The following is a 22,722-nucleotide window of genomic DNA, read 5'->3' as shown; positions in this document are numbered from 1 at the left end:
TGGGAATAAGCTTCCGGCGGCACACTCCTCTGCTTACAAGCCCGATAGGTATTCGACCAAGGCATTCAGCTCGTCGTCGTTTAAAGACTTGGCGACCTTGTTCATCACGGCTTCCGGGCTATTTTTGCGTTCGCCCAGCTTCCAATTGGTCAATTGACTGCGCAGATAAACCCGACGCTGGCCACCTATCACCGGGTAAATGACGTTATCCACCACCTTGCCTTTACCGTTTTCGCCGTGACAACTGGCGCATGCCGGCAAATCCCGCGCCGCATCGCCGTTTACAAACAAATTTTTAGCGAGCGGATTGTCGGCGATCCGCTCGCCTCGCATGACTTTTTGGCTGGCAAAATATGCGGCGATGTCGGCCATGTCTTCTTGTGTCAGATCGGCGGCCATCACATTCATGATTTCGTGATTGCGAGCGCCGGATTTAAAATCGCTGAGCTGTTTAACCAGATAGCCGGCGTATTGACCGGCGTGGCTGGGAATTCTGACATCGCCACTGTTGCCGTCCTCACCATGACATTCCTGGCAACGTTCGTCAGCCGACTTTTGTTTACCGGCGACCGGATTGCCGTTGCCGATGCGTTGCAAAGAAAGTTCATCGCCCTGCTCTGCAAATACGGTTTTCGCCGAAGCCAACAAGGCAAAGGTACTAACTGCCAGCCACGGACTGCGGCGGCGCCAATGAACCCTTGCTCTGCGGCGTTTGGTTTCGGGCGACACAGCACTTAGCCAACGGCAAAACCCCATGCCTAGTTCGCCTTCGGTCGCTCAGCGGCGAGCTTTTCCACGATTTCCAGTGCTTTGGCGACATTTTCTTCCGGCTTCAAGCCGCCCAAGGTCGCGGCGATTTTGCCGTTCGGCGTGATCACGAAGGTCGTGCGCTCGGCAAAGCCGTGGTTGATTTCCACGCCCCGGCTATCGGTTTTACCCGGCGCGGCGGCTTTCACGGCAATATCGTAATTGCCGGAGATTTTGCCGTCGGCATCCGATGCCACCGGAAACTTGCTGGCGCAGTAATTGGGGTCGGCGGAAAAGTCGTTCAGGCGTTCGATGCTGTCCAGTGATACACCGACGATACTGGCGCCGGCGGCGGCGAATTTTTCGTGATTGACCGCAAAACTATGCGCCTGCACATTACAGCCGCCGGTATAAGCGGATGGATAGAAATACACCACTACCGGACCTTTTTTCAAAGCCTCTTCCAGCGTGTAATTAAAAGCCTTGCCGGCCAAGGAAGCTTGCGCTTGAAAATCCGGAGCTGGATGGCCTTCCGGGAGCGCGGCCAACACCGGCAAAGCAAATACGGCAGGCAGGAGGCTTTTCAAAAATAAGTTTTTCATAATGCTTCAATTAGAGGGGTTTGTATTTGTCGTGGCAGGCGCCGCGGCATTGTTTGGAAAAGTCGTTGGCGGCAACGGCAGCGGTATCGAAATCGCCGGCCGTCAGCGCATTCTGAATATTCGCCGCCTTGTCCTGATATTCCTTGGCGTTATGCGTGGCATCGTCGGCATTGCCACGCTTGGCAAAAAATCCTTCGACCAGTTTGAATTCGTCCTGTAATTGCTTGGCTTGGGTTACCGCGGTGTTGGCGTCCTTGGCGGCAATATTGTTTTGCACTTCCTGAATTTTGGTTTCCACGTCATTCATTAACTCTTCGAAATCGAATTCGCTTTCGGCAATCACCGCGCTGCTGCTAAGAACCAAGCCAATTCCGAAAAGATAAATCGTCTTTCGCATATCGTTAACCCTGTCGCGGCATTACCCGCCGCATTAAATAATGTTCTCGGAACATCTCTAAAATTCCCTCTTCTCCAAACAGGACTCAGACGAAACACTGTCACCCAAGGCCCCCACAAAGGCCCGGCTGCGCGTATTACCGGGAGATATCCGGTCTGCCGTCCATTGGCCCCAGCCTCCTTGCCGGGATAAACGCTCACCTGACAGCGTCGTCCTAACGCCCTGTTTGATAAAGAAGGAATTTCAGAGATGTCCACATTGATTCAAATTCGCGTTACACCAGGCTAATAGCCGGCTCGGCGAATCGCTTACCCGAAAGCGCCACGCCTTCGGGTAAGACTCTAAAGCCCGACCTTAGGCAATCAATTCCTTGATCACTTTGCCGTACACCACGGTTGGACGTTCCGAACGGCCTTGATACTTGTAAATCAGTTTCAAGTGATCCAGACCCAACTGGTTCAGCACCGTCGCATGCAAGTCATAGGTATCCACTTCGGTACCTTTGATGGCTTGTACGCCCAGTTCGTCAGTACCACCATGGGTGTAGCCGGCTTTGACGCCGCCGCCCGCCATCCATTGGGTATAGCCCCAAGGGTTGTGGTCGCGACCGTCGCCGGATTCGCTCCATGGCGTGCGGCCGAACTCGGAGGTCCACACCACCAGCGTTTCATCCAACAAACCTTTGGCTTTCAAATCTTTCAACAAGCCGGCAATCGGTTTGTCGATAATTTTCGAATGTTTGCTGTGGTTGTCTTCGATGTTTTGGTGCGCGTCCCAATCGCGGCTGTCGCCTTTGATGTCGGTCGGGCCGGATACGACTTGCACGAAGCGCACGCCGCGTTCGGTCAAGCGTCTGGCACGCAGCAGCAACTCGCCGTAAGGGCGGGTGATTTCATCGTTCAGACCGTACAGCGCTTTGGTTGCATCGGATTCCTTACTAAAGTCAACCGCTTCCGGTGCGGTTTCCTGCATGCGGTAAGCCAACTCATAAGACTCGGTGCGGGCTTGCAGTTCGCTATCGGTCGGATAGTTGGCCGCATGTTGTTGATTAATCTGTTTCAACAAGTCCAGAGCATGGCGTTTTTCCGCGTTAGCCAGATATTCCGGGTTGTTCAAATGCAGAATCGGCGAATTGCCCGGACGGAACGGCGTACCTTGGTAAACCGCGGGTAAAAAGCCGGATTCCCAGTTGGTCACACCGCCGCGTGGTTCGCGTTTGTCGTTATACAACACCACGTAAGCAGGCAGATTCGGGTTCGCGGAACCAAGAGCATATTGCACCCAGGCACCCAGTGTTGGCCGGCCAGGGTTCAAGCCGCCGGTGTTCAACTTCATGATGGAAATATCGTGGGTCGCACCAACAGTCACACTGGATTTAATAAACGCCAAGTCGTCGGCGTGTTCCGCCAGATTGGGTAGCCAATCGGAAAACCAGGCGCCGCTTTGACCGTGCTGTTTCCAGTCGCGTTTGGTGGCGATCAATTTGGTGATACCGCCTTGAGTACTGGTTTTGATACCTTGCAAAAACGATGCAGGGATACCGGTACCGGCTTGTTTGACCAACTGCGGTTTGTAGTCGTACAAGTCCAGCGTGCTGGGGGCACCGGACATGTGCAGCCAGATGACGGTTTTGGCTTTAGGCGCAAAATGCGGCGCTTTCGGCGCTAAAGGATTGGCACCGGCCAAGGCTTGCAGGGCTGGGTCGTCCGCCAGGGCAGTGGCAATGACGCCACCACCGGGCAGAAAGCCGCTGACGGCCAAGCCGCCTAAGCCATAGCCGGTTTTTATTAAAAAATCGCGACGTGATTTGTTGTTCATTATCTAAACCTCTTGAATAGTATTTTGTGTCGGCAACTGCTTCGGGTCCGGTAAGGCGCCAACCGATTTGGCAGACGCCCACTTAAACCGAGTCGTATGTATCGTTAAAACCGGTAGATGAACTCGTTGGAGTTAGCTACCACGTGGACCAAATCCACGAATGCAGCGGCTCTCACAGGGTCACCCAGCGGCTTGTCCTTAACGCCGGCCGGTACGTTCACTTCAAACTTGCCATCCGCCGCCTTGGCGCGAATGATGGCTTCCTGTTCATTCAAGAAGGCCTGCAGCGACTCTTTTTCATCATCCTTCGGTTGCCGTGCAAACAAGATTTGATACAGTCTGCTGATCCGATCTTCCTCATCTTCACCCGCCTCGTTGATCACCCGACCAGCCAAGGATTTAGACCAGTCGAATATCAGTTCGCTGTTGTACAGGGTCAGGGCTTGCAACGGCGTGGTGGTAACCTCGCGTTTGCTGTGCGCTTCCTGCGGCGACGCCATGTTGAAGGAATCCAGGATCGGATAAGGGATACTGCGCCGGGTAAAGATGTACAAACTGCGGCGGTTCTGATCATGCACATCCTTCGAGGTTTTCCAGGCCGGATCGCCTTGGAAGTTACCGCTGGCGGTGTTGATCGCTTTGGGCAACGGCGGGTACACGCTAGGTCCGCCCACTTTCTCTTCCAACTTGCCAGCTGCGGCTAACAAGGAATCCCTGACCTGCTCCGCTTCCAAACGTTGGCGTGGAAACACTGCCAGCCATTGGTTTTCGGCGTCGGCTTTGGCCACGTCTTCGCGATAATCCGACGATTGGCGATAAACGCTGGACAGCAGAATCTCACGATGCAGTTTTTTCACGCTCCAGCCGTCGTTGACGAATTTGGAGGCCAGGTAATCCAGCAACTCGGGATGCGTCGGTTTTTGACCGGCTTTACCGAAATCGCTGACGGTGGTCACGATACCTTTACCGAAATACTGGTCCCAAATCCGGTTGGTAAATACCCGAGCGGTCAATGGATTGGTCGGACTGGTAATCCATTTCGCCAGCGCCGAACGGCGACCGGATGAAAACGGTAAAGGTTTGATGTCCGGTTTTTCATCGGTAATCGCTTCCGGGAACGCCGGTTGCACTTCTTCCAATGGTTTTTCGTGATCGCCCACCGCAAATACATAGCTAGGCGGCGCATCCGGATGACCCAGTTCGGTCATCGCCGAAATGGTGTTGGAGGATGTGGTCGGTTTCAGATCGTTGAATTTTTTAAGTTCTTTATCCAGTTTTTCCAACTCAGCCCATTGCTCGGCGATTTTTGGATCGCGCGTTTTAGCATCGGTACTTTCGCCTTTTTCCCGGAAATAAGATTCCAAGCTACCTTCGTCGGTCACATTGGCCAAACGGTGGTTAACCCAACGGTCGCGAGCGTTCCATTGCTCTTTAGGTTTAAAGATCGCTTCCCGCGAGTCGGTCAAATAACGTTCCTTGTGATATTTAAGTGCCTCTTCCCTGTGCGTATCGATAATGGCTTTTTTCTTGGCGCGAATCTCTTTAGTCGCCTCTTCCCATTTGGCGTACTGTTGTTCGTAGGCTTTTTCCACCTCGCCTTTCTTCGCAGGGATGTTGTCTACCGGCGCGATGTTGGCAAAGAACGACTGTAGCGAGAAATAATCTTTCTGGCTGATCTTGTCGAATTTATGGTTATGGCAACGCGCGCACTCCACGGTTTGACCCAGCACCACCTTGCCCACGGTATCGGTAATGTCCGTGGTGATTTGGTATTTGCGTTGTACCAAGTCTCGGGAGTTGCTGTTGTCCGGGAATTGCGCCATGAAGCCGGTGGCCACCAGGGCTTGTTCGTCGCCCGGCCACAATTCGTCGCCGGCCAATTGCTCCTGAATAAATCTGCTGTACGGTTTGTCCTGATTAAATGAGTTGATCACGTAATCGCGGTAACGCCACATGTTCAAGCGGTCGTTATCGTTTTGAAAACCGGTACTGTCGGCGTAACGTGCCAAATCCAGCCATTTACGGCCTTGGCGCTCGCCGTATTTCGGCGAAGCCAACAAGCGGTCCGCCAATTTTTCGTAGGCATCAGGCGATTTATCATTAACAAACGCATCGACTTCTTCCGGGGTGGGAATGACACCCCACACATCCAGCGTAGCCCGGCGGATGAACGACGCGCGGTCGGTATCCTGTGAAGGCTTGATGCCTTTGGCTTCCAAAGGTGCCAGCACAAAAGCATCGATAGGGGTTCTGACCCAATCTTTCTGCTGCACGTCAGGCACGGCAGGCGCATTGACCGGTTGATATGACCAGAGCTTGGACTTCGGTTGTCCGGCTGGAGCAGCGGCTTCGGTAGCCGGCTTTTCCTCTGCTGCCTGGGCTGCATCGGAAAGCGCCAGCGCCAACCCCCAGACCACCGCGCAATATAGTTTTATTTTCATTGAATTCCTCCAAAATGACAGCTTGATGGAACGAAGCCGGGGCTTAACCCAACCTCATTCGGAAATTAACCTTTATGCTTATGGCCTTTGCTGTGCTCTTGATCTTTGGCATGCTCTTCGGGCTTAGGCGCAGGCGGGACGATTTTGGTAATCTTGCCGCCCTCTTCTTCATAGTTCTGCGAACCTATCGCACCAACCACCTTGAAACCCTTTTCGGCCAGCAAGTCGGCGGATTTGCCGGCCCGGCCGGCGTGATTGGAAACGGTGACTATCGAGCGTTCCTTGGGAATAAACGGCAAAACCTTATCCAGCTGATCGATTTGCACGTTCAAATACACCGGAAACGTACCGATCTTGCTGATTTCATCCGGACGGCGCACATCGATAAACAACACTTGCTCAGGCTTGGCGAGCAAGGCATCGATTTCGGCGCGATTCAATTTTGGGGTTTTATAGGTATAAGGCCGCGCGGCCGGCGCCTCGGTTTTTTTACCGGCGTCCGCGTCGGCGGCAAACGCTACCGGAGCCGCCAAGATCAGAGCCAAAAGAGCCGCTGTGGTCGTGTTTTTCATTGCTATGTCTTCCTGTTATTAGTTGCTAACTGCACGGTTTATCGCGCTTGAATAAGGTTCCTCATTTGGTAAAAGGCAACTAGCATGCCACTCGAAATATATCCGCCATAAAAAACCATCACTAGCTTGTTAATCATTGATTTAACACGTGATATTTATTTCAAACTACTCTCGATAACACTTGATAAATCCCTGAACATTCAAGCACAGCCCAAGCAACTGATGGAAATTCAGCAGGGTCGCAACACGGGCTGTTGCTGGGCTAGCACCGCGCCAACCATTTAACGTTGTTTGGTATTTAGAAAAGTAGTGTGCGGATAGGCCAGGCAGGAACTTTGTACCCTCCCGATCTGCGAAACTTGAAGCCCGGCAAAAACGCCGGACAAAAAAAACGGGCTAAGGATCAATCCTTGCCCGTTAGAGGTTATCACCACGAGAGCTTGATGAATGGTTGCGGTGGGACCTTAAATTGGCTATGGCGACGCTATGTTAAGAACCCGGTTGAAGCGATTGCGTACTTCACCCAAACAGCGCTATTTCGGCCGGCTGCTAATACCAGTAGTCAGTAACGGAATTTTGTAGGCCGCGCCGCGACCGACGACATAAAGGGTTTTCTTATCGATACCCGCAAAGGCCAGATTTTGCGGCTTTTTGGGTAATGGAATCACACCCAATAACTCACCTTTGGCACCGATGATTTCCACGCCGGAATTGGAAGCGACATACAATCTGCCGTCGTTATCCAATGCAAGCCCATCGGCGCCGCTGGACCACGTACCGTCCTCGCCTTTTTTCCAACCGTCCAGTTTGGCAAAATTGCGGCGATTCTGGATCGAACCGTCCGCGGCAATGTCGTAAGCCAGAATATGTTCGCCTTGGGTATTGGCGACGTACAACACCTTTTCGTCTTTGCTCAATTGAATACCGTTGGGACGCTCGATGTCCGTTGCCAGCTGTTTAAGATCTCCGCCAGGCGAAATGTAAAACACGCCGGGATGCGACGGTGGCGGATTGGGATTTTCCTTGCTAGGCCGGGTGCCGCTATCGGTAAAGTAGATACCGCCATTGCTGGCGCGCACTAAATCGTTGGGACGTTGAAATGCGGTGCCTTGATAATTTTCGGCCAAGGTATTTTTCTTGTTGGCCGGATAAACTACGCCAACTTTGGTTTTTACGGTTTGTACCGCGACGATGTCGCCATCCGGCGTCAAAGCCAAACCGTTAGCGCCATTGGAGCTTTCCAGAAATGTCGATACTTTACCGTCCAAGCCGATGCGTATAATTTTGTTGGCTTGGGTTTCCGTGAACAATAAACTGCCATCGCTGTAAGCTATCGGCCCTTCCGTACCGTTAAAACCATCCTTGATTAGCTCGGCTACCACGCCACCGGCGGAGACGCCGGGAATAGCCGGCGTAACCGGGTCGTCGGCATGAGCGGCCGCCCCGTAAATCAACGCGCCAAAACCAAGTAAATATAAGTGTTTAGATAACATAAGTATTTCCTTTGCAAATGTTTCGATAAATCGGTTTGCCGGACGGCATTCTGGCCGCCCGGCGAGTATACAAATTAGAATTTGGCTCTAAAGTGCACACCGTAGTAACGCGCATCGCCGAATGAAGCACTCGCCGCGCCGGTACCGGAAAAGTTACTGGCATTGGTAAAGTAGATGGTGTCAAAGATGTTTCTACCGACCAAGTCCAGGTTGTACTTGCCATTTTTAGTACCCAATCCAATCCCGCCATCGGTGACGTGATAGGCGTCCTGCTTGCCATAGCGCGACAAACTGGCGTTGTAGTTGGCTGCGGATTTAAAGCTGTCGATCAAATACGCATGCCACTGCAAACCGTAGTCGTTACCGTAACCAAAGGTTAAAGGCGCCCGGTAATCTATCCCGTAGTTGGCAGTAAACGCCGGTGCGTTCGGGATGGTTTTGCCGGTTTGATCGCAATATCCGCTGTTATTCGCTTCCGGTGGGCACGGCGCGTTGGCAAAGTCGGTGTAAATGGCTTTGTTATACGAACCGTTCAGGAACACATTCAACCCTTGGGTAATATCCCAATTGGTTTCCAACTCGATACCGCGTAATTGAATACCGCCTATATTGCCCAGTTGCGTCAAGAATTGACCGGCCCGTAATGGATCGGGCGCCACCAACTGCGATTGATAACTTTGAATGTCGGTTTGATACAAGTTGACGTTGAATACCAGCTTGCGATCCAGCAAAGTGCTCTTGAAACCAAATTCGTAGTCCATCACATCTTCCGGTTTGACGTTTTCCGTAGCCCCAGTGTTAAAGTTGAACTGCGCAGCCCCGGATTTTTGACCGCCGGCCACCGAACCGTAGACCATCAAATCTTTATTCACTTTGTAACTGGGGTTAATCAACCAGTTTTGCGAATTCTGATCGAAACCTTGCCGCGGAGCATCCCATTCCGGACCCAGACGGTTACTGCGAATAGCCTTGGCCGCAGCAATCTGCGCGGCATTGGCACCCACGGAGGCACCCAAAGCATCTAAATCCACACCGCCCAAATTCCGGCTATAACCGGTGTTTTCCCGACGTTCAAAGGTATTGCGCAAGCCTAAGGTCAAGGTCGCATCATCGGTGACATGCCAGTTGATCTGACCGTAGCCGGCATAGCTATCGGTGGCAGGCACCACGTTTTGCGTCAACATGGTATCGCGCATGGACGCCGCCAATAATTGCCGGGACGCTGGGCTGGCATTCAACAGCGCGTACTGGCTATTGCTGGCATGGAACGCGCCGGCATCCACCCCAAAAAGGCGTTGATTAAAGGTATTGGCGATAGCACGCATCGCAAACACCCCGAACTGGTAATCGATGGGTCCAGGGTCTTTAGACGCCAATCTGAGCTCCTGCGACCATTGCTCATTTTTAACCGTCCAACCGGAAATCCGTTCAACGTCTGCGGTACTTGACTCGCCATCATGATTAGGTTCAAACAACGCATCCCGATAAGCGGAAATCGAGGTCAACCGATGTCCCGCCACATCCCAGTTTATTTCCGCCGACACACCCGAACCATCACCGCGCGATTGGCGCCTTTCGTTGTTCGCCATCGCTCTAGGATCACCAATCACGGTCACCGGTTGACCATTGGTTCGCAGGGTATTGAACCAATCCCTGGCTAACCGGCTGCTGAAGGTAGTGGTTCGCAGAGTGCCATCGTCAAAGCGCGTAGGATCGGCGATGAGGGGTTGCACGCTCATGGTTTGAGTCGAGGCAGTTTTATCGACAATCAACCGCGCGCTCAAATCTTCGCTCGGCGTAAACAGAAACTGCAAACGCCCGCCCAACGCATTGGTTTCACCTAAATCCCCCTCACTGCGATGCACATCCAAATTTTTCACAAAGCCGTCGCGCTTATCGATAAACCCGGAAGCGCGATACGCCAACAAACCCGGCAAGATGGTACCGGTAGCGCCGAATTTGCCTTGCAGGGTATCCCTATCCCCGGCAAAGCCATCCACGTAATAACTGTTCTTGAATGAAGGCGCTTTAGTGGTAATGTTCAGCAAACCCAGGTTGCTGTTTTTACCTTGCAGCGTACCTTGCGGACCGCGCAACACTTCCACTTGATCCAAATCGGCAAAGTTGGCCCACGCCGCCCCCGCCCACGCCCGCCAGACGTTATCCACCATCACGCCAACACTGGGCTCCATGGATTCGTTACCGCTGTTTTTGCCCAAACCCCGCAAAGCAATACTGGTTTGCCGGGCATTGGCCGAGGTCACACCCAAGTTAGGCGCACGCCGGGAAAAATCTTGTACCGACACCACGTTATCCCGCTCCAGCGTTTCCCGATTGATTACCGCCACCGGAATCGGCACTTCCTGCAACTTCTCTTCCTTACGCCGAGACGTTACGACCACTTCCGACAGGTTTTGCGGCTCGTCGGCTTTCTCTTCCGGCTCCGGCTCAGCGGCGGCTACGACATTGTCCGGCTCCTGACTGGTTTGCGCAGCCGGATCGGTAATACCTGGCGCCGGCGCGGCCGCCACACTTCTTTTAAGTAAATCCTGCTCACGCCGTTTTGAGGCTTCCAATTCCCGGCTCAAGCGTTCAACCTGCGCTTGTAAATCGTTCACTTTGGTATCGGCAACCGCTTTATTGCCGGCCTTTTTCGCGCTTTTTTTCACCGGCGCCGTTTGGGCGGTCGCATCGCTAGCAATCAGCATTGAACCACCCGCTATAGCCATTGCCACACATACCGACAAACCGCGCCGATTGCTAATGTGCAGCGGCACTTTCACCGATTCAATGCTGTCTGCCGACAGACTCCCAATTAAATTTTCCTTCACGATCTCACCTATGCGAATGTTACAAAAACCAATTCGAGCCAACGCCAAGACGGCGTCCGCCATTCGAACTTTCTGTAACGCTCTACGCAACGACCATGCCACAGGATGATAAACATCCGCCTAGCCATCCATTAATGAGATTTAAACAATTGAATTTAATAACTAACTTTAAGACCCAATTTATCTATCTTGCTAACATCATGAGAACGCCGCCAGCTGAAAAACTGTTGAAAGGTCATCAGCCTTTGCTGACTAACTGCCCGCCAATCAACAGTTTCATTTCCAGGTTACGAACTGGTGTCAAGCGTGTTTTTTGGTCAACCTACCATCTTAAATTTTCCCGCTTAGCTGAATACCGAACCAACGCGGATAAGGATCCGGCGCATAGGAATTCCAGCCAATTTCGTGATTTCTATCGTTGAAGATGTTTTTACCGATCAGGCTCAAGTCCCAGTGCTTGTCGCGGGTACCGATACCGATCGCCGCGTCCGTTCTGGCTCTATCCCCTACCCAACCGTAGGCCGATAAGGTATCGCTATTATTGAACTCGGTTTGGTAGTTGGTATTAAAGCTGGTGTGCGCTATGTATTTGCTCTCGAAAATCGGCTTGGAATATTCGGCACCGACGTTAAAGTTCCATTTGGAAGCACCGGGTAGATACTGGCCGGTCATATCGACGTAATCCCCGGTCAGATAACCCAGCTCATCGGGTTTAGGTGCATTTTTGTAATCCAGATATTCGGCAACGTTATAGGCGCCGTTGAAACGGATCGACAAATCGGGAATGGTGTTGATCACGCTGTCCAACTCCACGCCGTGCACCCGCACCCGACCGACGTTGCCTTGCGTCGTGGCGTAGGCTGTCAGGCCGGAACCACCGGGCGCCAGGTTGACTTCGGTTTGGAATTGGTCCACCACCTGAACCGCTTGCTGGTAGTTCTTAATATCCATGACAAACGCATCGACATTAAGCACCACCGACTTATCCAGCCAAAAGGATTTAAAACCGAGCTCTAGGGCATGAGTTTCTTCCGGTTTGACGGTGAACGGCAGACCGTTGACCGGCGCAATCGATCCCGATTTCTCGCCGTATTGCCAGGACAAATACGTCGTCAGGTCTTCATTGATTTTGTAGCTGGGCGTCAATTGCGCGGTATACAGTACATCCCGGTAGTTATCCTCGACGGTTTGATTCAAACGGCCGATTTGCGAGGCACGCAAGGTTTTGGCATTGGCGACCATGGTTTTTTGCGCGGCGGTCAACGCCGAATAGCTGGAGCCGCCAAAGTATCGAGCCGCCAAGGAGTCGGCCAGCGCGGTTTGCTCGGCGCTGTTCACCACAGTATCGCCGGCTACCACGCCGGTTTGCGCAGCGTTGAGTTTTCCGTAATTGCTTGTCGATCCGTAGAAGGTGTTGGTCACTGTTTTATTGGACCCATCGGGATTTTTGTCGATCACCCCGTCGCCATCCTGATCGACGGTAAACGACTGCGCCGTATCGGAATTAAAACCGCCGGTGGCCACATCACGCACCGCCACTGGATTAAAGGCGCCACCAACGCCATTTCTGGCAATGTTCTTAAAGTTGCGCGACGTACGGTCTTCATGCGTGGCGCGTACCCCGGCGGTAAGGGTGAAATTGTCGGTAAAGTGCAAATCCGATTCGCCGTATATGGCACCGGATTGGGTACGAATCTCGGTAGACTCGAAGGTGCGCGCATCCTGCAACAGGTCTTTCAGGATAGCCTCGCCGGCGCCGCGATTGGTGCCGGCGTTTCTATATAAAGCATTGTACTGGCCGTTGGTGGCAAACCAGGCCCCGGCGTCGGCGCCCCAGCCGGCTTTCGAGTCCACATTATCCTTGGTCCACAAACCGATCACGCCGGCCTTGTAATCCAAAAAGCCGCCCGGTTTGTTGACGATTTTAAATTCCTGCGTCCATTGATTGTATTTAACCCCGCCGCCGCCATCGACGCTGATGTCAAACGGCGTACCTTCGTCGTTGTGCGCATCAAAGCGATATTCGCGCACCCCGGTTCTGGAGCTCAACACATGATTGCCGACTTCCCAGTCGATTAACGCCGCTGCGCCCTGGTTATTGACGGTTTGGCCTTTGTTTTGATCGAACCAGACGGTGCCGCGTTGTTCGCCGCCGATATAATCGTTATAGGTAAACCCTCTGTTGGCAAAGTACTGGCCGGCCGCCGCTCTTGAACCGACGGCGCTGATCGCCCCCGGACTGGTGGTATCGGTCAGCGCAAATTGGTTGCTATGACTGAAATAGCCATTGAGTTTGGAGTAGGCGGATGTGCCGTTTCTATCCGTGAGACTACCGTCGGCAAACCGAAAAGGCTGATCATGATAGAAGGTCAAACCGTTTTGTACCTGTGGTTGCTTCGGCTCGAAGTCGGCGATAAAGCGTGCCGTTAAGTTTGAGGTTGGGGTAAACAGCAACTGCGCGCGCCCGCTCAGGCGATCGCGGTTATATAGTGTGTAGTTTCTGTCGTATTCGTTTTCATAAAAACCCCGCGCCTTATCGACGATGAATGATCCACGCCAGGCCAGAAAATTATCGATCACCGTCCCGCCCAAAGCACCTTGCAATATCAAGGACTCCCGTTGCCCATAAGCGGCGGACAATTCCGCTGTCGGCGCGAATGTCGGCAATTTGGAGGTGACGTTCACTTTACCCGAGCTTGCGGCCAAGCCGCCCTCGGTACCGCGCGGCCCGCGCGTGACTTCCACCGCTTCCACGTCGTAAAAACTGAAGTTAGCCAACTGCGTCAAGGCATACGGTACACCGTCCACCGTCACGCCGACGCTGGGATCCTGGGTTTCCGTAAAACTTCTTTTCCCCAAACCGCGCACCGATAGCGAGGCGCCGCGCGTGTTGTTTTGATTGAATTGCACGTTGGACGCGCGGCGGGTGATGTCGCCCAAGTCCCTGGACAGTTCCCGATTAAGTTCGGTGCCGGATACCACCGATACCGATTGCGCGACTTCGTGTAATTTCGCCAATTTGGGTTTGGCCTTCACAACCACTTCACCCAAATCCTCATTTTGGTCTTCGTCGTTCTTGGCTAAAGCCTCAGCCGGCGCTTCATTCTGCGCGGCAGTGGTTTCTGTAGAGGTTACCGCGGCTCCGGCTGGCGCAGCACCTATTGCACCTTGCTTGATAAATTCCAATTCACGTTGTTTGGCGGCGGCAAGCTGCTGACGCAAAGCCTGATTTTCCGCTTCCAAATCGCTAACCGCTTTGCTATTTACACTTTTGCTTTTGCTGTTTTTTTTCGGTGCGGCTTCCACGTCAAATGCCGATACCAGGGACACCCCGGCGATAGCCATTGCCACGCAAGTCGATAACCTACGGCGCGCACTGATTGCTTGAGGAACTCCATCCTGTCGAGTAGCGCTTACTGAAAAAGCACTTGCTAATTTATCGCTCACTATTCCACCTAAACAAATGTTAAAAAATCGATATGAACCAACATCAAAACTCTGCCGGCAACAAAATAAAACCGGCTCTAATATCAATTTGGCAATAGGCATGCCAGCAGTAAGCAAATAGCGCTAACAGGCGAATTACATTCGGAAAATAATTCACAACTACATGTTTTTATTTATTTTTTAAATTTTCTACAAGTTATTAATCAGCGAGAACAAACAAAAAATCACTCAGCGTTTTTACGTAAAACTGCTGAAACTCAAACAGCAGCTGCTGACAGTATGAATAGCCTTTGTTGTTAGCCTGAATCAGCCTTGCTGAGCACCTGATCGGCATCTGTTGAATTAGAAATACAAATTGCTGGCAGCCTGCCCGCCATTCAACAAGCTCAGCCAGAAACCGATAGATTCCGGATCAATTTGCAGCAGGGCTTGCTTGAAAACATTTCCCGGCAGCAACGGTGCATTGATGGCAAGGCCTTGATTCACGAGGCCTTTATCGGGTTTGAGTTTATTAGGTGGAGGTTTTCGGCAGGCAAATGGATTAAATAAAAATTGTTGGCTTGATCATTGCTTACAGCCATCCTTGAGCACCAGCACAGCCATCCGCCCATTCATAAAGGAATAAGCAATGACCCAAATAAGACCATCCGTAACCGCACGCGGCCGCAAACCAAACCGGCCATTGCGTAAATCCCAAACCTGGCAGCAAGCGGCGTTAATTGTGCTGGGTACCGCGCTTAGCGTCTCGGCCTTATCAGGACCAAGCGTGTTGCCTACCGGCACCACACGCTACGACCCGGGCAAAGCGTATAACTCGTTTGTATTGTTCAGCGGCGGCGACAACATCGCCCATCTGATCGATTTAAACGGCAATTCCGTTCACGAATGGCCGGATGCCGCCAGCCACAGCACGTTGATTAATCCAGCCGTGAACGGCGGCAAGCTTGGACATGTATTTATCACGCAGGAAACCACTGAGGGTAAAGGTACGGATCTAGTGCCTGGCCAAATCAGCAAGAAGATCACCAAAACCATCGCCGAACTGGACGGGGACGGCAAAACCGTCTGGAGCTTCGGCGACAAAGCGCCTGGCGGTGCCGCGCAACAACATCATGACTGGGCCAGATTACCCAACGGCAATACCGTGGTATTGGCTAACCTCGTGCATCCGGTGAAAGGCTTTAAGCAGCCGCAAGTGTTGGACGACGTGATTTACGAAGTCAATCCGGCGGGCGAAGTGGTTTGGAAATGGGTTGCCTCGGAGCATTTGCAGGAATTTGGCTTTACGCCGGCCGAACTTAAATTGGTCCGCAATGCCGAGATTGCCGATTACCTGCATGTCAACAATCTAAAAGTAGTCGGCCCGAACCCCTGGTATGCGGCCGGCGACCAGCGTTTTCATCCCGATAATCTATTGATCGACGCGCGCAACGCTAATTTCATAATCATCATCGACCGCAAGACCGGCAAAGTGGTCTGGAACCTGGGACCGCACTACCCAGCCGCGTCCATTGAAGAACAACTGGCCCGCAAGGTACCGCGCCCGGTCGATCAAATCAGTGCTCAGCACGATGCGCACATCATCCCGGAAGGCTTGCCCGGCGCCGGTAATTTACTGGTATTCGACAATCAAGGCATCGCCGGGTATCCGCCGGCTCCGGTGCCGCGCACCGGCGGTTCGCGGGTGCTGGAAATCGATCCGATCAAGAAAGAAATTGTCTGGCAATACACAGGGGAGAGTTCCGGAGGCCCTAGTTGGTCGTTTCGTAGCACCCATATCAGCGCTGCCCGCCGCTTGCCTAACGGGAATACTTTTATAGACGAGGGCCAGAGTGGACGCTTATTTCAAGTAACAACCGACGGCGACATAGTCTGGGAATATATCAATCCGTATTTTCGTACCGGTAAGGATGCTTTGACCGGCCGGGCCACCGCCAACAACTCGTTATATCGCGGCCAACCGGTACCTTATGACTGGGTACCGGCCGGCACACCGCATAGTGAGAATCCGGTCAGTGCGCCTGATTTGAGTAAGTTTCGGCTACCGGTAGCCAGTAACAAGCCCTAAAACAACTTGGTAAAAACCCAGGCACGCGGTATGCAATTTTAAAACCATGGGTTTCGGGGTATCCGGTCGTGATGTTTGGTAGACGGGTTACTGCCATTAAGCTAAAAGGAACTGGCACTCCACAACCGGATACCCCCAAGCCCATGGCACTAACACCCTAAATTTGGAGATTAAAATGTTACAGGCACGTATTCGACGGCAGTTATCACTACCAGCTTTGGCAATCGCGTTATCTTTAGCTTATAACTCTGCGGCAGCCGTGGAACTTGACCCCAAAGCCATTTCCATCAAGCTGCCGGACCAAATTAATTGGGTCGCAAATCCCAGCGGGTCGGAAAGCGCGGTACTGGTCGGCGATCCGAACAAACCCGGCCTGTATGTGGTGCTGAATAAATGGAAGGCTCATCACAACAGCAAGCCGCATTCGCACCCAAACGACCGCTTCATCACTGTGATTTCAGGCACTTGGTGGGTTGGCACCGGCAGCGATTACGACCCCGAGCATTTGCAACCGGTACCGGCGGGCAGCTTCGTCACCCATTACGGTAACGAAATCCATTACGACGGCGCGAAGGACGAAGACACGGTTTTACAGATTGTCGGCATCGGTCCGGCTACATCGACCCCGGCACCTGCAAAGTAAGGTATTGCGATGCCGGCACCCCGCTACAGCTAAGGTGCCGGAAGGAACTTGGCGAAGATTACTCTTCGCCTTCTTGATAAGCGACGGCCAATTTCCGCTGGCCATTAGCCAACATGCCGTACAACCCCAGCTTATGCCGCAAGACATTACGGCTAATATCCAGCAAGCGCGCGGTTTGCACCTGGTTTTCTTCGCAAAACTCGAACGCCGTGCGAATCACGGTCTCTTCGATAATGTCGAACAACTTAGGCGGGGCTTGTTCGCACAAGCGCAGTAGCGAACTTTCCAGCGAGGAGGTTGAAACCATGGGCCCGCTCTGTGAGACTCGTACCCCCGACAACTTAAAGTCCTCCGGACGCAAACGATTGCCTGGGCAGACCAACAAGGCCCTATGCACCGCATTTTCCAACTCGCGAATATTGCCGGGCCAATCGTAATTTAACAAGGCCAGCTCGGTGGAAGGCGATAATTTGATTTCACCATAGCCCAAGCGGTCGCCATAGACTTTCAGAAAGTGCCTGGCCAAAGGCAAAATATCGCCCGGCCGTTCCCGCAACGGCGCCAAGTGAATCGCCGCCACGTTAAAACGGTAATACAGGTCGGCGCGAAAATGCGACGCCGCCACCGCTTCTTCCAAATTAACATTGGTAGCGGCGATGACTCGGACATCCACCGGCGACGGCGTGCGCGAACCCACCTTGACCACTTCCCTTTCCTGCAATACCCGCAATAATTTCGCTTGCAAGCCCAGCGGTAAATCGCCGACTTCGTCCAGAAACAAACTGCCTTTATTGGCGGTTTCGAACCAACCTTCTTTTGTATTCAAGGCGCCGGTGAAAGCGCCTTTTTCGTGGCCGAACAATTCGCTTTCGATGAGGTTTTCACTGAGTGCCGCGCAATTTAAAGCACCGAAAGGTCCTTTGGCGCGCTTACTAAGTGCATGAACATGCCTGGCGACCAATTCCTTGCCGGTGCCGGTCTCGCCGATGATCAGCACTGTCGCATCGCTGGGCGCGATCCGCTCGATGTGCTCCAACAGTTTTCGTGAAACCGGATCCTCGAACACCATCGCCGTGGCCCGCACTGTGTGCGACAGCTGTCGTAATTGCAATTCGTCAAATGCCAATAATGTCATACGGTTTCCCCTGTACTGTGAGCAACGATGCCGTTACTCAAAAATATATCCATGAAAGATCTTTTCCTAAGATGTCAAAAATAGTGATTCGTCGCGGCATCACAAGTTAACTGCCGAAACGCAAACACCAAACAAAAATCAGCCTTACCGTGTCCAAAGTCAGTCCACAAACCGGCGCTTTCGCTGAGCACAGGCCAAAAAAAAGCCAGCAGTCCTTTGGGGACAAACTGGCTTCCGGCGGTCCGGTCAGCAGAAGTGGATGTTATGGAGACAAAATGCTCGGATAATAACAGCGAGATACCAGGCTCTAAGCATGGTTCATGCCACTTCGTGTTTTCAGCACATCATAAAGGATTACAGGTTTTTGCGAAACCCAAATGTTGCCACAGCAACATAATCTGCTGATTTAGTGTTGATATTTCAACATATTTTCATAGGCCTGCATTTTACTGGCCGGACATTGCGTTTTTTCGCGCTAATCCAATGAACTTGGGCTTTTTCAACAAGCCCGGTCAGCCAAAATCGCTGCTTAAACATGCCCACTATGTTGCAGCCTGTTCGTATACCAGCAGCATTTGCTGATTCAATGCTGGTAGATCAGCATTTTTTGGGATAGTTGCCGTTGACCCGCCTGCCTCCATACTCGGTAACTAAAACCAGTGTTGTTGATATGCCAGGAACACAGCGGCACTTAGGCTTATTCCAGTGCTCACTCGGCAGATTGGCCCTTATCTTGCTGAAGACCGCCGTGAGAAGGCTAAGTCAAACTCATTAAGCGACTTAATCTAATATCCGCAACTTTCAACTTTGGAGCAAAACATGGGCTTGAGCATTCCCCACCTATTAGTAGTTTTAGCGATTGTGGTCTTGGTGTTCGGCACCAAGCGCTTGAAGAATGTCGGCGCCGACTTGGGCGATGCGATCAAGGGATTTCGTACAGCGGTAAAGGAAAGTGAAGAAGCTGAAGAGGCCAAGGCGATTACCCAACTCTATCAGGAAGAATTATCCGGTGATTTGATAGGCAAAGCTGACCGCACCAAAGCCTGATACGCCGGCTTGCTGTTCTCAGGCGAACGCGCTTAGACCCGCGCCCTGCTGCCATAGCAACAGCTATTGATCGCCGCCTGTTTGCACACCAACAGCTTGGAACATTTGCCCGGCAAAAATTATGCTGCTGATTCTCACGTAAGCTCAAGCCCATGCAGGACACTATGCTTGGAAAAACCGGTGGAGATTGTTTGGAACAGCACTTGCTTAGGACAAGCACTAAATTGCCTTTGCCGGATAAACGCTAGTTTTAAAACCGGCCAGACCTCGCTAACCAATCGGATCTCCCGAGAAATCCATGTGGATCGTTAATATTGCTTTACGCCGCCCCTATACCTTTATTGTGGCGGCGCTGTTGATTCTATTGTCTACACCCTATGTGTTGCGGAAAATGCCCACCGATATTTTCCCAACCATCGATATTCCGGTGGTAGCGATGCTCTGGCAATACAACGGGATGACCGCCAAGGAAATAGCCGACCGCTTAACCACCACGGTCGAGCGCTCCATGGCCTTGATCGACGGCATTGAACACAGTGAATCTTTGTCTTACGGCGGGGCGGCGGTGGTTAAAGTATTTTTCCACCCCGGCACGGACATCCGCACCGCCATCGCCCAGGTGATGTCCAGCAGCAACTCGGTTTACCGCTCGCTGCCGACCAATGTGGCACCGCCGCAAGTCATTCAATATTCGGCGGCCGATCTGCCGTTGGTGCAGTTGGGCATTTCCAGTAGCGTCGTCCCGGAAACCGATGTCAACGATCTGGTGAATAATATCGCCAGAACCGCATTGCAATCCAAACCCGGCGTAGCGATGACGAATCCGTTCGGCGCGAAAAGCCGGCAGATTACGCTGGATGTCGACGCCGCGGCCCTGTTGGCGCGCGGCCTGTCGCCCGCCGATTTAAACGATACCCTGGCCGCGCAAAACCTGATCCTGCCCACCGGCACCGTAAAAATCGGCACCAACGAATACGACGTCAGCCTGAATGGCGCGGTGGCGGCGATACCCCGGCTCGCCGACCTGCCGGTCCGCACCGTGAACGGCGTAACAACGCTGGTCCGCGACGTGGCAACGGTGCGCGACGGCGCCGCACCGGTTACGACCATTGCCCGGCAAAACGGCGAGCGTGGCATATTGACTTCGATCTTCAAGGTCGGTCGCACCTCGACGCTGGAAGTGGTTGAACACGTCCGGCAAACCATTCCGAAAATGCTCGACCTAATGCCGGAAGGCATCAACACGCGGCTAATGTTCGACCAATCGCTGTTCGTGAAAGCCGCCATCGGCAACGTGCTGCACGAAGCATTGATCGCCGCCGGCTTAACCGCCGCAATGATCTTGCTGTTTCTGGGCAACTGGCGCACCACCTGCATCATCGCGGTATCGATACCGTTGTCTATCATGTGCTCGCTAATTGCCTTGTATCTTGTCGGCGAAACCATCAATCTAATGACGATGGGTGGCCTGGCCTTGGCGGTGGGGATTTTGGTGGACGACGCCACCGTGGAAATCGAAAACATCGAGCGGCAAATGCTGCTGGGCAAGAACCCCCATCAAGCCATCCTGGACGGAGCCGCGGAAATCGCGATGCCGGCGCTGGTCTCCACGCTTTGCATCTGCATCGTGTTCGTACCGATGTTTTTCCTGTCCGGCGTGGCCCGTAGCCTGTTTGTGCCGATGGCGGAAGCGGTGGTGTTCGCGATGTTGGCCTCTTATGTGTTATCGCGGACCTTGGTGCCGACGCTGGCGATGTATGTCATGTCCGGCCATCACGGCCATACCGATGCACCGCCGACCAACGCGCTAGCACGGGGCTTTCAACGTCTGCATCACGCCTTCGAGCGCGGCTTCGAACAGTTTCGCGGCCACTATCTGATCCTGGCCAGCCACTTGCTGAAACACCGTTTGCGTTACAGCTCGGCGATTTTAGGCTTTTGCCTGGCATCGCTGGGTTTAGTGCCGCTATTGGGAGAAGATTTGTTTCCGGCGGTGGACGCCGGGCAGATTCGCCTGCATGTCCGTGCGCCTTCCGGCACCCGCATTGAGGAGATGCCGCAACACATCGATGCGGTGGAAAAAGTCATTCGCGGCATCATTCCCGCCGAAGAAATCGCCGATCTGCTCGACATCATCGGCGGCCCCTACAGCACCCGTAACACCTTGTTCGGCAATTCCGGCACCGTGGAAACCGCCGACACCGAGATCATGATTTCACTGCGTCCGGGCGACCACGCGCCCAGCGCCGACTATATCAAGCGCCTGCGCGCAGAACTGCCCGGACAATTTCCCGGCCTGGAATTTTTCTTCCAACCTGCCGACCAGGTTAGCCAGACCCTGAACTTCGGTGTACCGGCGCCTATCGACATCCAGTTCATCGGCGGCAAGCCGGACGAGGTGATGCCGCAGGTCATCGCCTTGCAAAATCGCTTGCGGCAAATTCCCGGCATCGTCGATGCACATATTTACCAGCGCATGAACCGGCCGGCATTGGACTTGGAAATGAATCGCCAGCAATTACAGCAACTGGGTTTGTCGGCCCGCGATCTGGCGCAAAACCTGTTGCTGACCCTGAGCGGCAGCATGCAGACCGCGCCGTCGTTCTGGCTAAATCCGGCCAACGGTAACTCGGTGAATATCGGCGTGATGGGTAATCCGCTGGACTTGGACAATCTGGACGCCTTGATGCGCACGCCGGTGGGCGGCGGTAACGGCCAACCGCAATTACTGGGCAATCTGGTCAAATTGAAACGCACCGTATTACCGGTCGCGGTAACGCATTACAACGCCAATAATGTGTTCGATATTTACGCCAGCGTTGAAGGCTGCGATCTGGGTTCCGTAAGCCGGAAAATCGAGACGCTGGTAGCCGACAGCCGCAGCCATTTGCCGCGCGGCGTCGATTTGAGCGTGCGCGGCCAGATCGAAACTCTGAAAAGTTCGTTTACCGGTTTGGGCGCCGGCTTGGCCGTAGCAATTGTGATGCTGTATCTGTTGCTGGTAGTCAATTTCCAATCCTGGCTGGACCCGCTGATTATCGTCAGCGCCCTGCCCGCCGCGCTGGCCGGCATCGCCTGGACCTTGTTTTTGACCGGCACCACTTTGAGTATCCCGGCCTTGACCGGCAGCATCATGGCCATGGGCGTGGTCACCGCCAATAGCATTTTATTGGTGTCGTTTGCCCGCACCCGTCTGGCAGAAGGTGTACCGCCGGTGACGGCAGCGTTGGAAGCAGCGGCTACCCGGCTCAGACCGGTGCTGATGACCGCCTTTGCGATGATCGTCGGCATGTTGCCGATGGCCGTCGGCTGGGGCGAAGGCGCCGAACAAAACGCACCGCTGGGCCGCGCGGTGATAGGCGGCCTGGCCTTTGCCACCGTGTCTACTTTACTGTTCGTGCCGCTGGTGTTTGCCGGCACTCATCGCTGGCTGGCGCACCGACTTTCGCATCGCACAACCTTTGTAACTCCCTAAAATCAT

15 protein-coding genes are annotated in these 22,722 nt (G+C 53.3%); 4 read left to right on the top strand and 11 right to left on the bottom strand.

Annotation, left to right across the window (positions count from 1 at the left end):
- Positions 1–33: 33 nt before the first annotated feature.
- The 10 genes from JL719_RS10650 to JL719_RS10605 form a co-directional block, all read right to left on the bottom strand.
- Positions 34–756 carry a c-type cytochrome gene (locus JL719_RS10650; RefSeq protein WP_051669914.1) on the bottom strand — a complete coding sequence of 241 codons (723 nt, stop codon included), beginning with the start codon at positions 754–756 and terminating at the stop codon, positions 34–36.
- A 2-nt stretch (positions 757–758) separates the two neighbouring features.
- Entirely contained in the window at positions 759–1,349 is a 591-nt protein-coding gene (locus JL719_RS10645; RefSeq protein WP_033156400.1) for a peroxiredoxin, read from the bottom strand.
- A gap of 10 nt (positions 1,350–1,359) precedes the next feature.
- Positions 1,360–1,746: a hypothetical protein gene (locus JL719_RS10640; protein WP_033156401.1), complete on the bottom strand. Its 387-nt coding sequence runs from the start codon at positions 1,744–1,746 to the stop codon at positions 1,360–1,362.
- A gap of 354 nt (positions 1,747–2,100) precedes the next feature.
- Positions 2,101–3,564, bottom strand: a complete 1,464-nt coding sequence (locus JL719_RS10635) for a DUF1501 domain-containing protein (protein ID WP_033156402.1) — start codon at positions 3,562–3,564, stop codon at positions 2,101–2,103.
- A 104-nt stretch (positions 3,565–3,668) separates the two neighbouring features.
- On the bottom strand, positions 3,669–6,005 hold the full coding sequence (locus JL719_RS10630; protein WP_129871384.1) for a DUF1549 and DUF1553 domain-containing protein: 2,337 nt from the start codon (positions 6,003–6,005) through the stop codon (positions 3,669–3,671).
- A gap of 65 nt (positions 6,006–6,070) precedes the next feature.
- Positions 6,071–6,577, bottom strand: coding sequence for a rhodanese-like domain-containing protein (locus JL719_RS10625; protein ID WP_051669915.1), 507 nt, complete (start codon positions 6,575–6,577; stop codon positions 6,071–6,073).
- A gap of 533 nt (positions 6,578–7,110) precedes the next feature.
- Positions 7,111–8,070, bottom strand: a complete 960-nt coding sequence (locus JL719_RS10620; protein WP_033156403.1) for an SMP-30/gluconolactonase/LRE family protein — start codon at positions 8,068–8,070, stop codon at positions 7,111–7,113.
- Between the two features lie 74 nt (positions 8,071–8,144).
- Positions 8,145–10,901 (bottom strand): TonB-dependent receptor, encoded by a 2,757-nt coding sequence (locus JL719_RS10615; RefSeq protein WP_225893092.1) that lies wholly within the window; start codon positions 10,899–10,901, stop codon positions 8,145–8,147.
- A 330-nt stretch (positions 10,902–11,231) separates the two neighbouring features.
- Positions 11,232–14,348: a TonB-dependent receptor gene (locus tag JL719_RS10610; protein WP_225893091.1), complete on the bottom strand. Its 3,117-nt coding sequence runs from the start codon at positions 14,346–14,348 to the stop codon at positions 11,232–11,234.
- Positions 14,349–14,690: 342 nt separating this feature from the next.
- Positions 14,691–14,834 (bottom strand): hypothetical protein, encoded by a 144-nt coding sequence (locus tag JL719_RS10605; protein ID WP_165385950.1) that lies wholly within the window; start codon positions 14,832–14,834, stop codon positions 14,691–14,693.
- Between the two features lie 142 nt (positions 14,835–14,976).
- On the opposite strand from JL719_RS10605, the gene JL719_RS10600 reads away from it, so the two are divergent.
- Positions 14,977–16,416: an aryl-sulfate sulfotransferase gene (locus tag JL719_RS10600; protein WP_201799030.1), complete on the top strand. Its 1,440-nt coding sequence runs from the start codon at positions 14,977–14,979 to the stop codon at positions 16,414–16,416.
- A gap of 175 nt (positions 16,417–16,591) precedes the next feature.
- Complete coding sequence (locus tag JL719_RS10595; protein ID WP_033156405.1) at positions 16,592–17,059, top strand: cupin domain-containing protein; 468 nt, start codon at positions 16,592–16,594, stop codon at positions 17,057–17,059.
- Positions 17,060–17,117: 58 nt separating this feature from the next.
- Here JL719_RS10595 and JL719_RS10590 read toward each other — a convergent pair whose 3' ends face one another.
- A complete protein-coding gene (locus JL719_RS10590) occupies positions 17,118–18,194 on the bottom strand; it encodes a sigma-54 interaction domain-containing protein (RefSeq protein WP_051669917.1) in 1,077 nt (358 codons plus the stop codon).
- A gap of 819 nt (positions 18,195–19,013) precedes the next feature.
- On the opposite strand from JL719_RS10590, the gene tatA reads away from it, so the two are divergent.
- Entirely contained in the window at positions 19,014–19,241 is a 228-nt protein-coding gene (tatA, locus tag JL719_RS10585; protein WP_033156406.1) for a twin-arginine translocase TatA/TatE family subunit, read from the top strand.
- A 298-nt stretch (positions 19,242–19,539) separates the two neighbouring features.
- Positions 19,540–22,716, top strand: a complete 3,177-nt coding sequence (locus JL719_RS10580; protein ID WP_033156407.1) for an efflux RND transporter permease subunit — start codon at positions 19,540–19,542, stop codon at positions 22,714–22,716.
- Positions 22,717–22,722 lie beyond the last annotated feature (6 nt).

Origin of the sequence: Methylomonas sp. LW13 (genome assembly GCF_016865255.1) — a bacterium.
In the GTDB taxonomy this organism is placed as follows: domain Bacteria; phylum Pseudomonadota; class Gammaproteobacteria; order Methylococcales; family Methylomonadaceae; genus Methylomonas.
The sequence above is the reverse complement of the archived record's forward strand: the minus strand, read 5'-3'. Positions and strand labels throughout refer to the sequence as shown.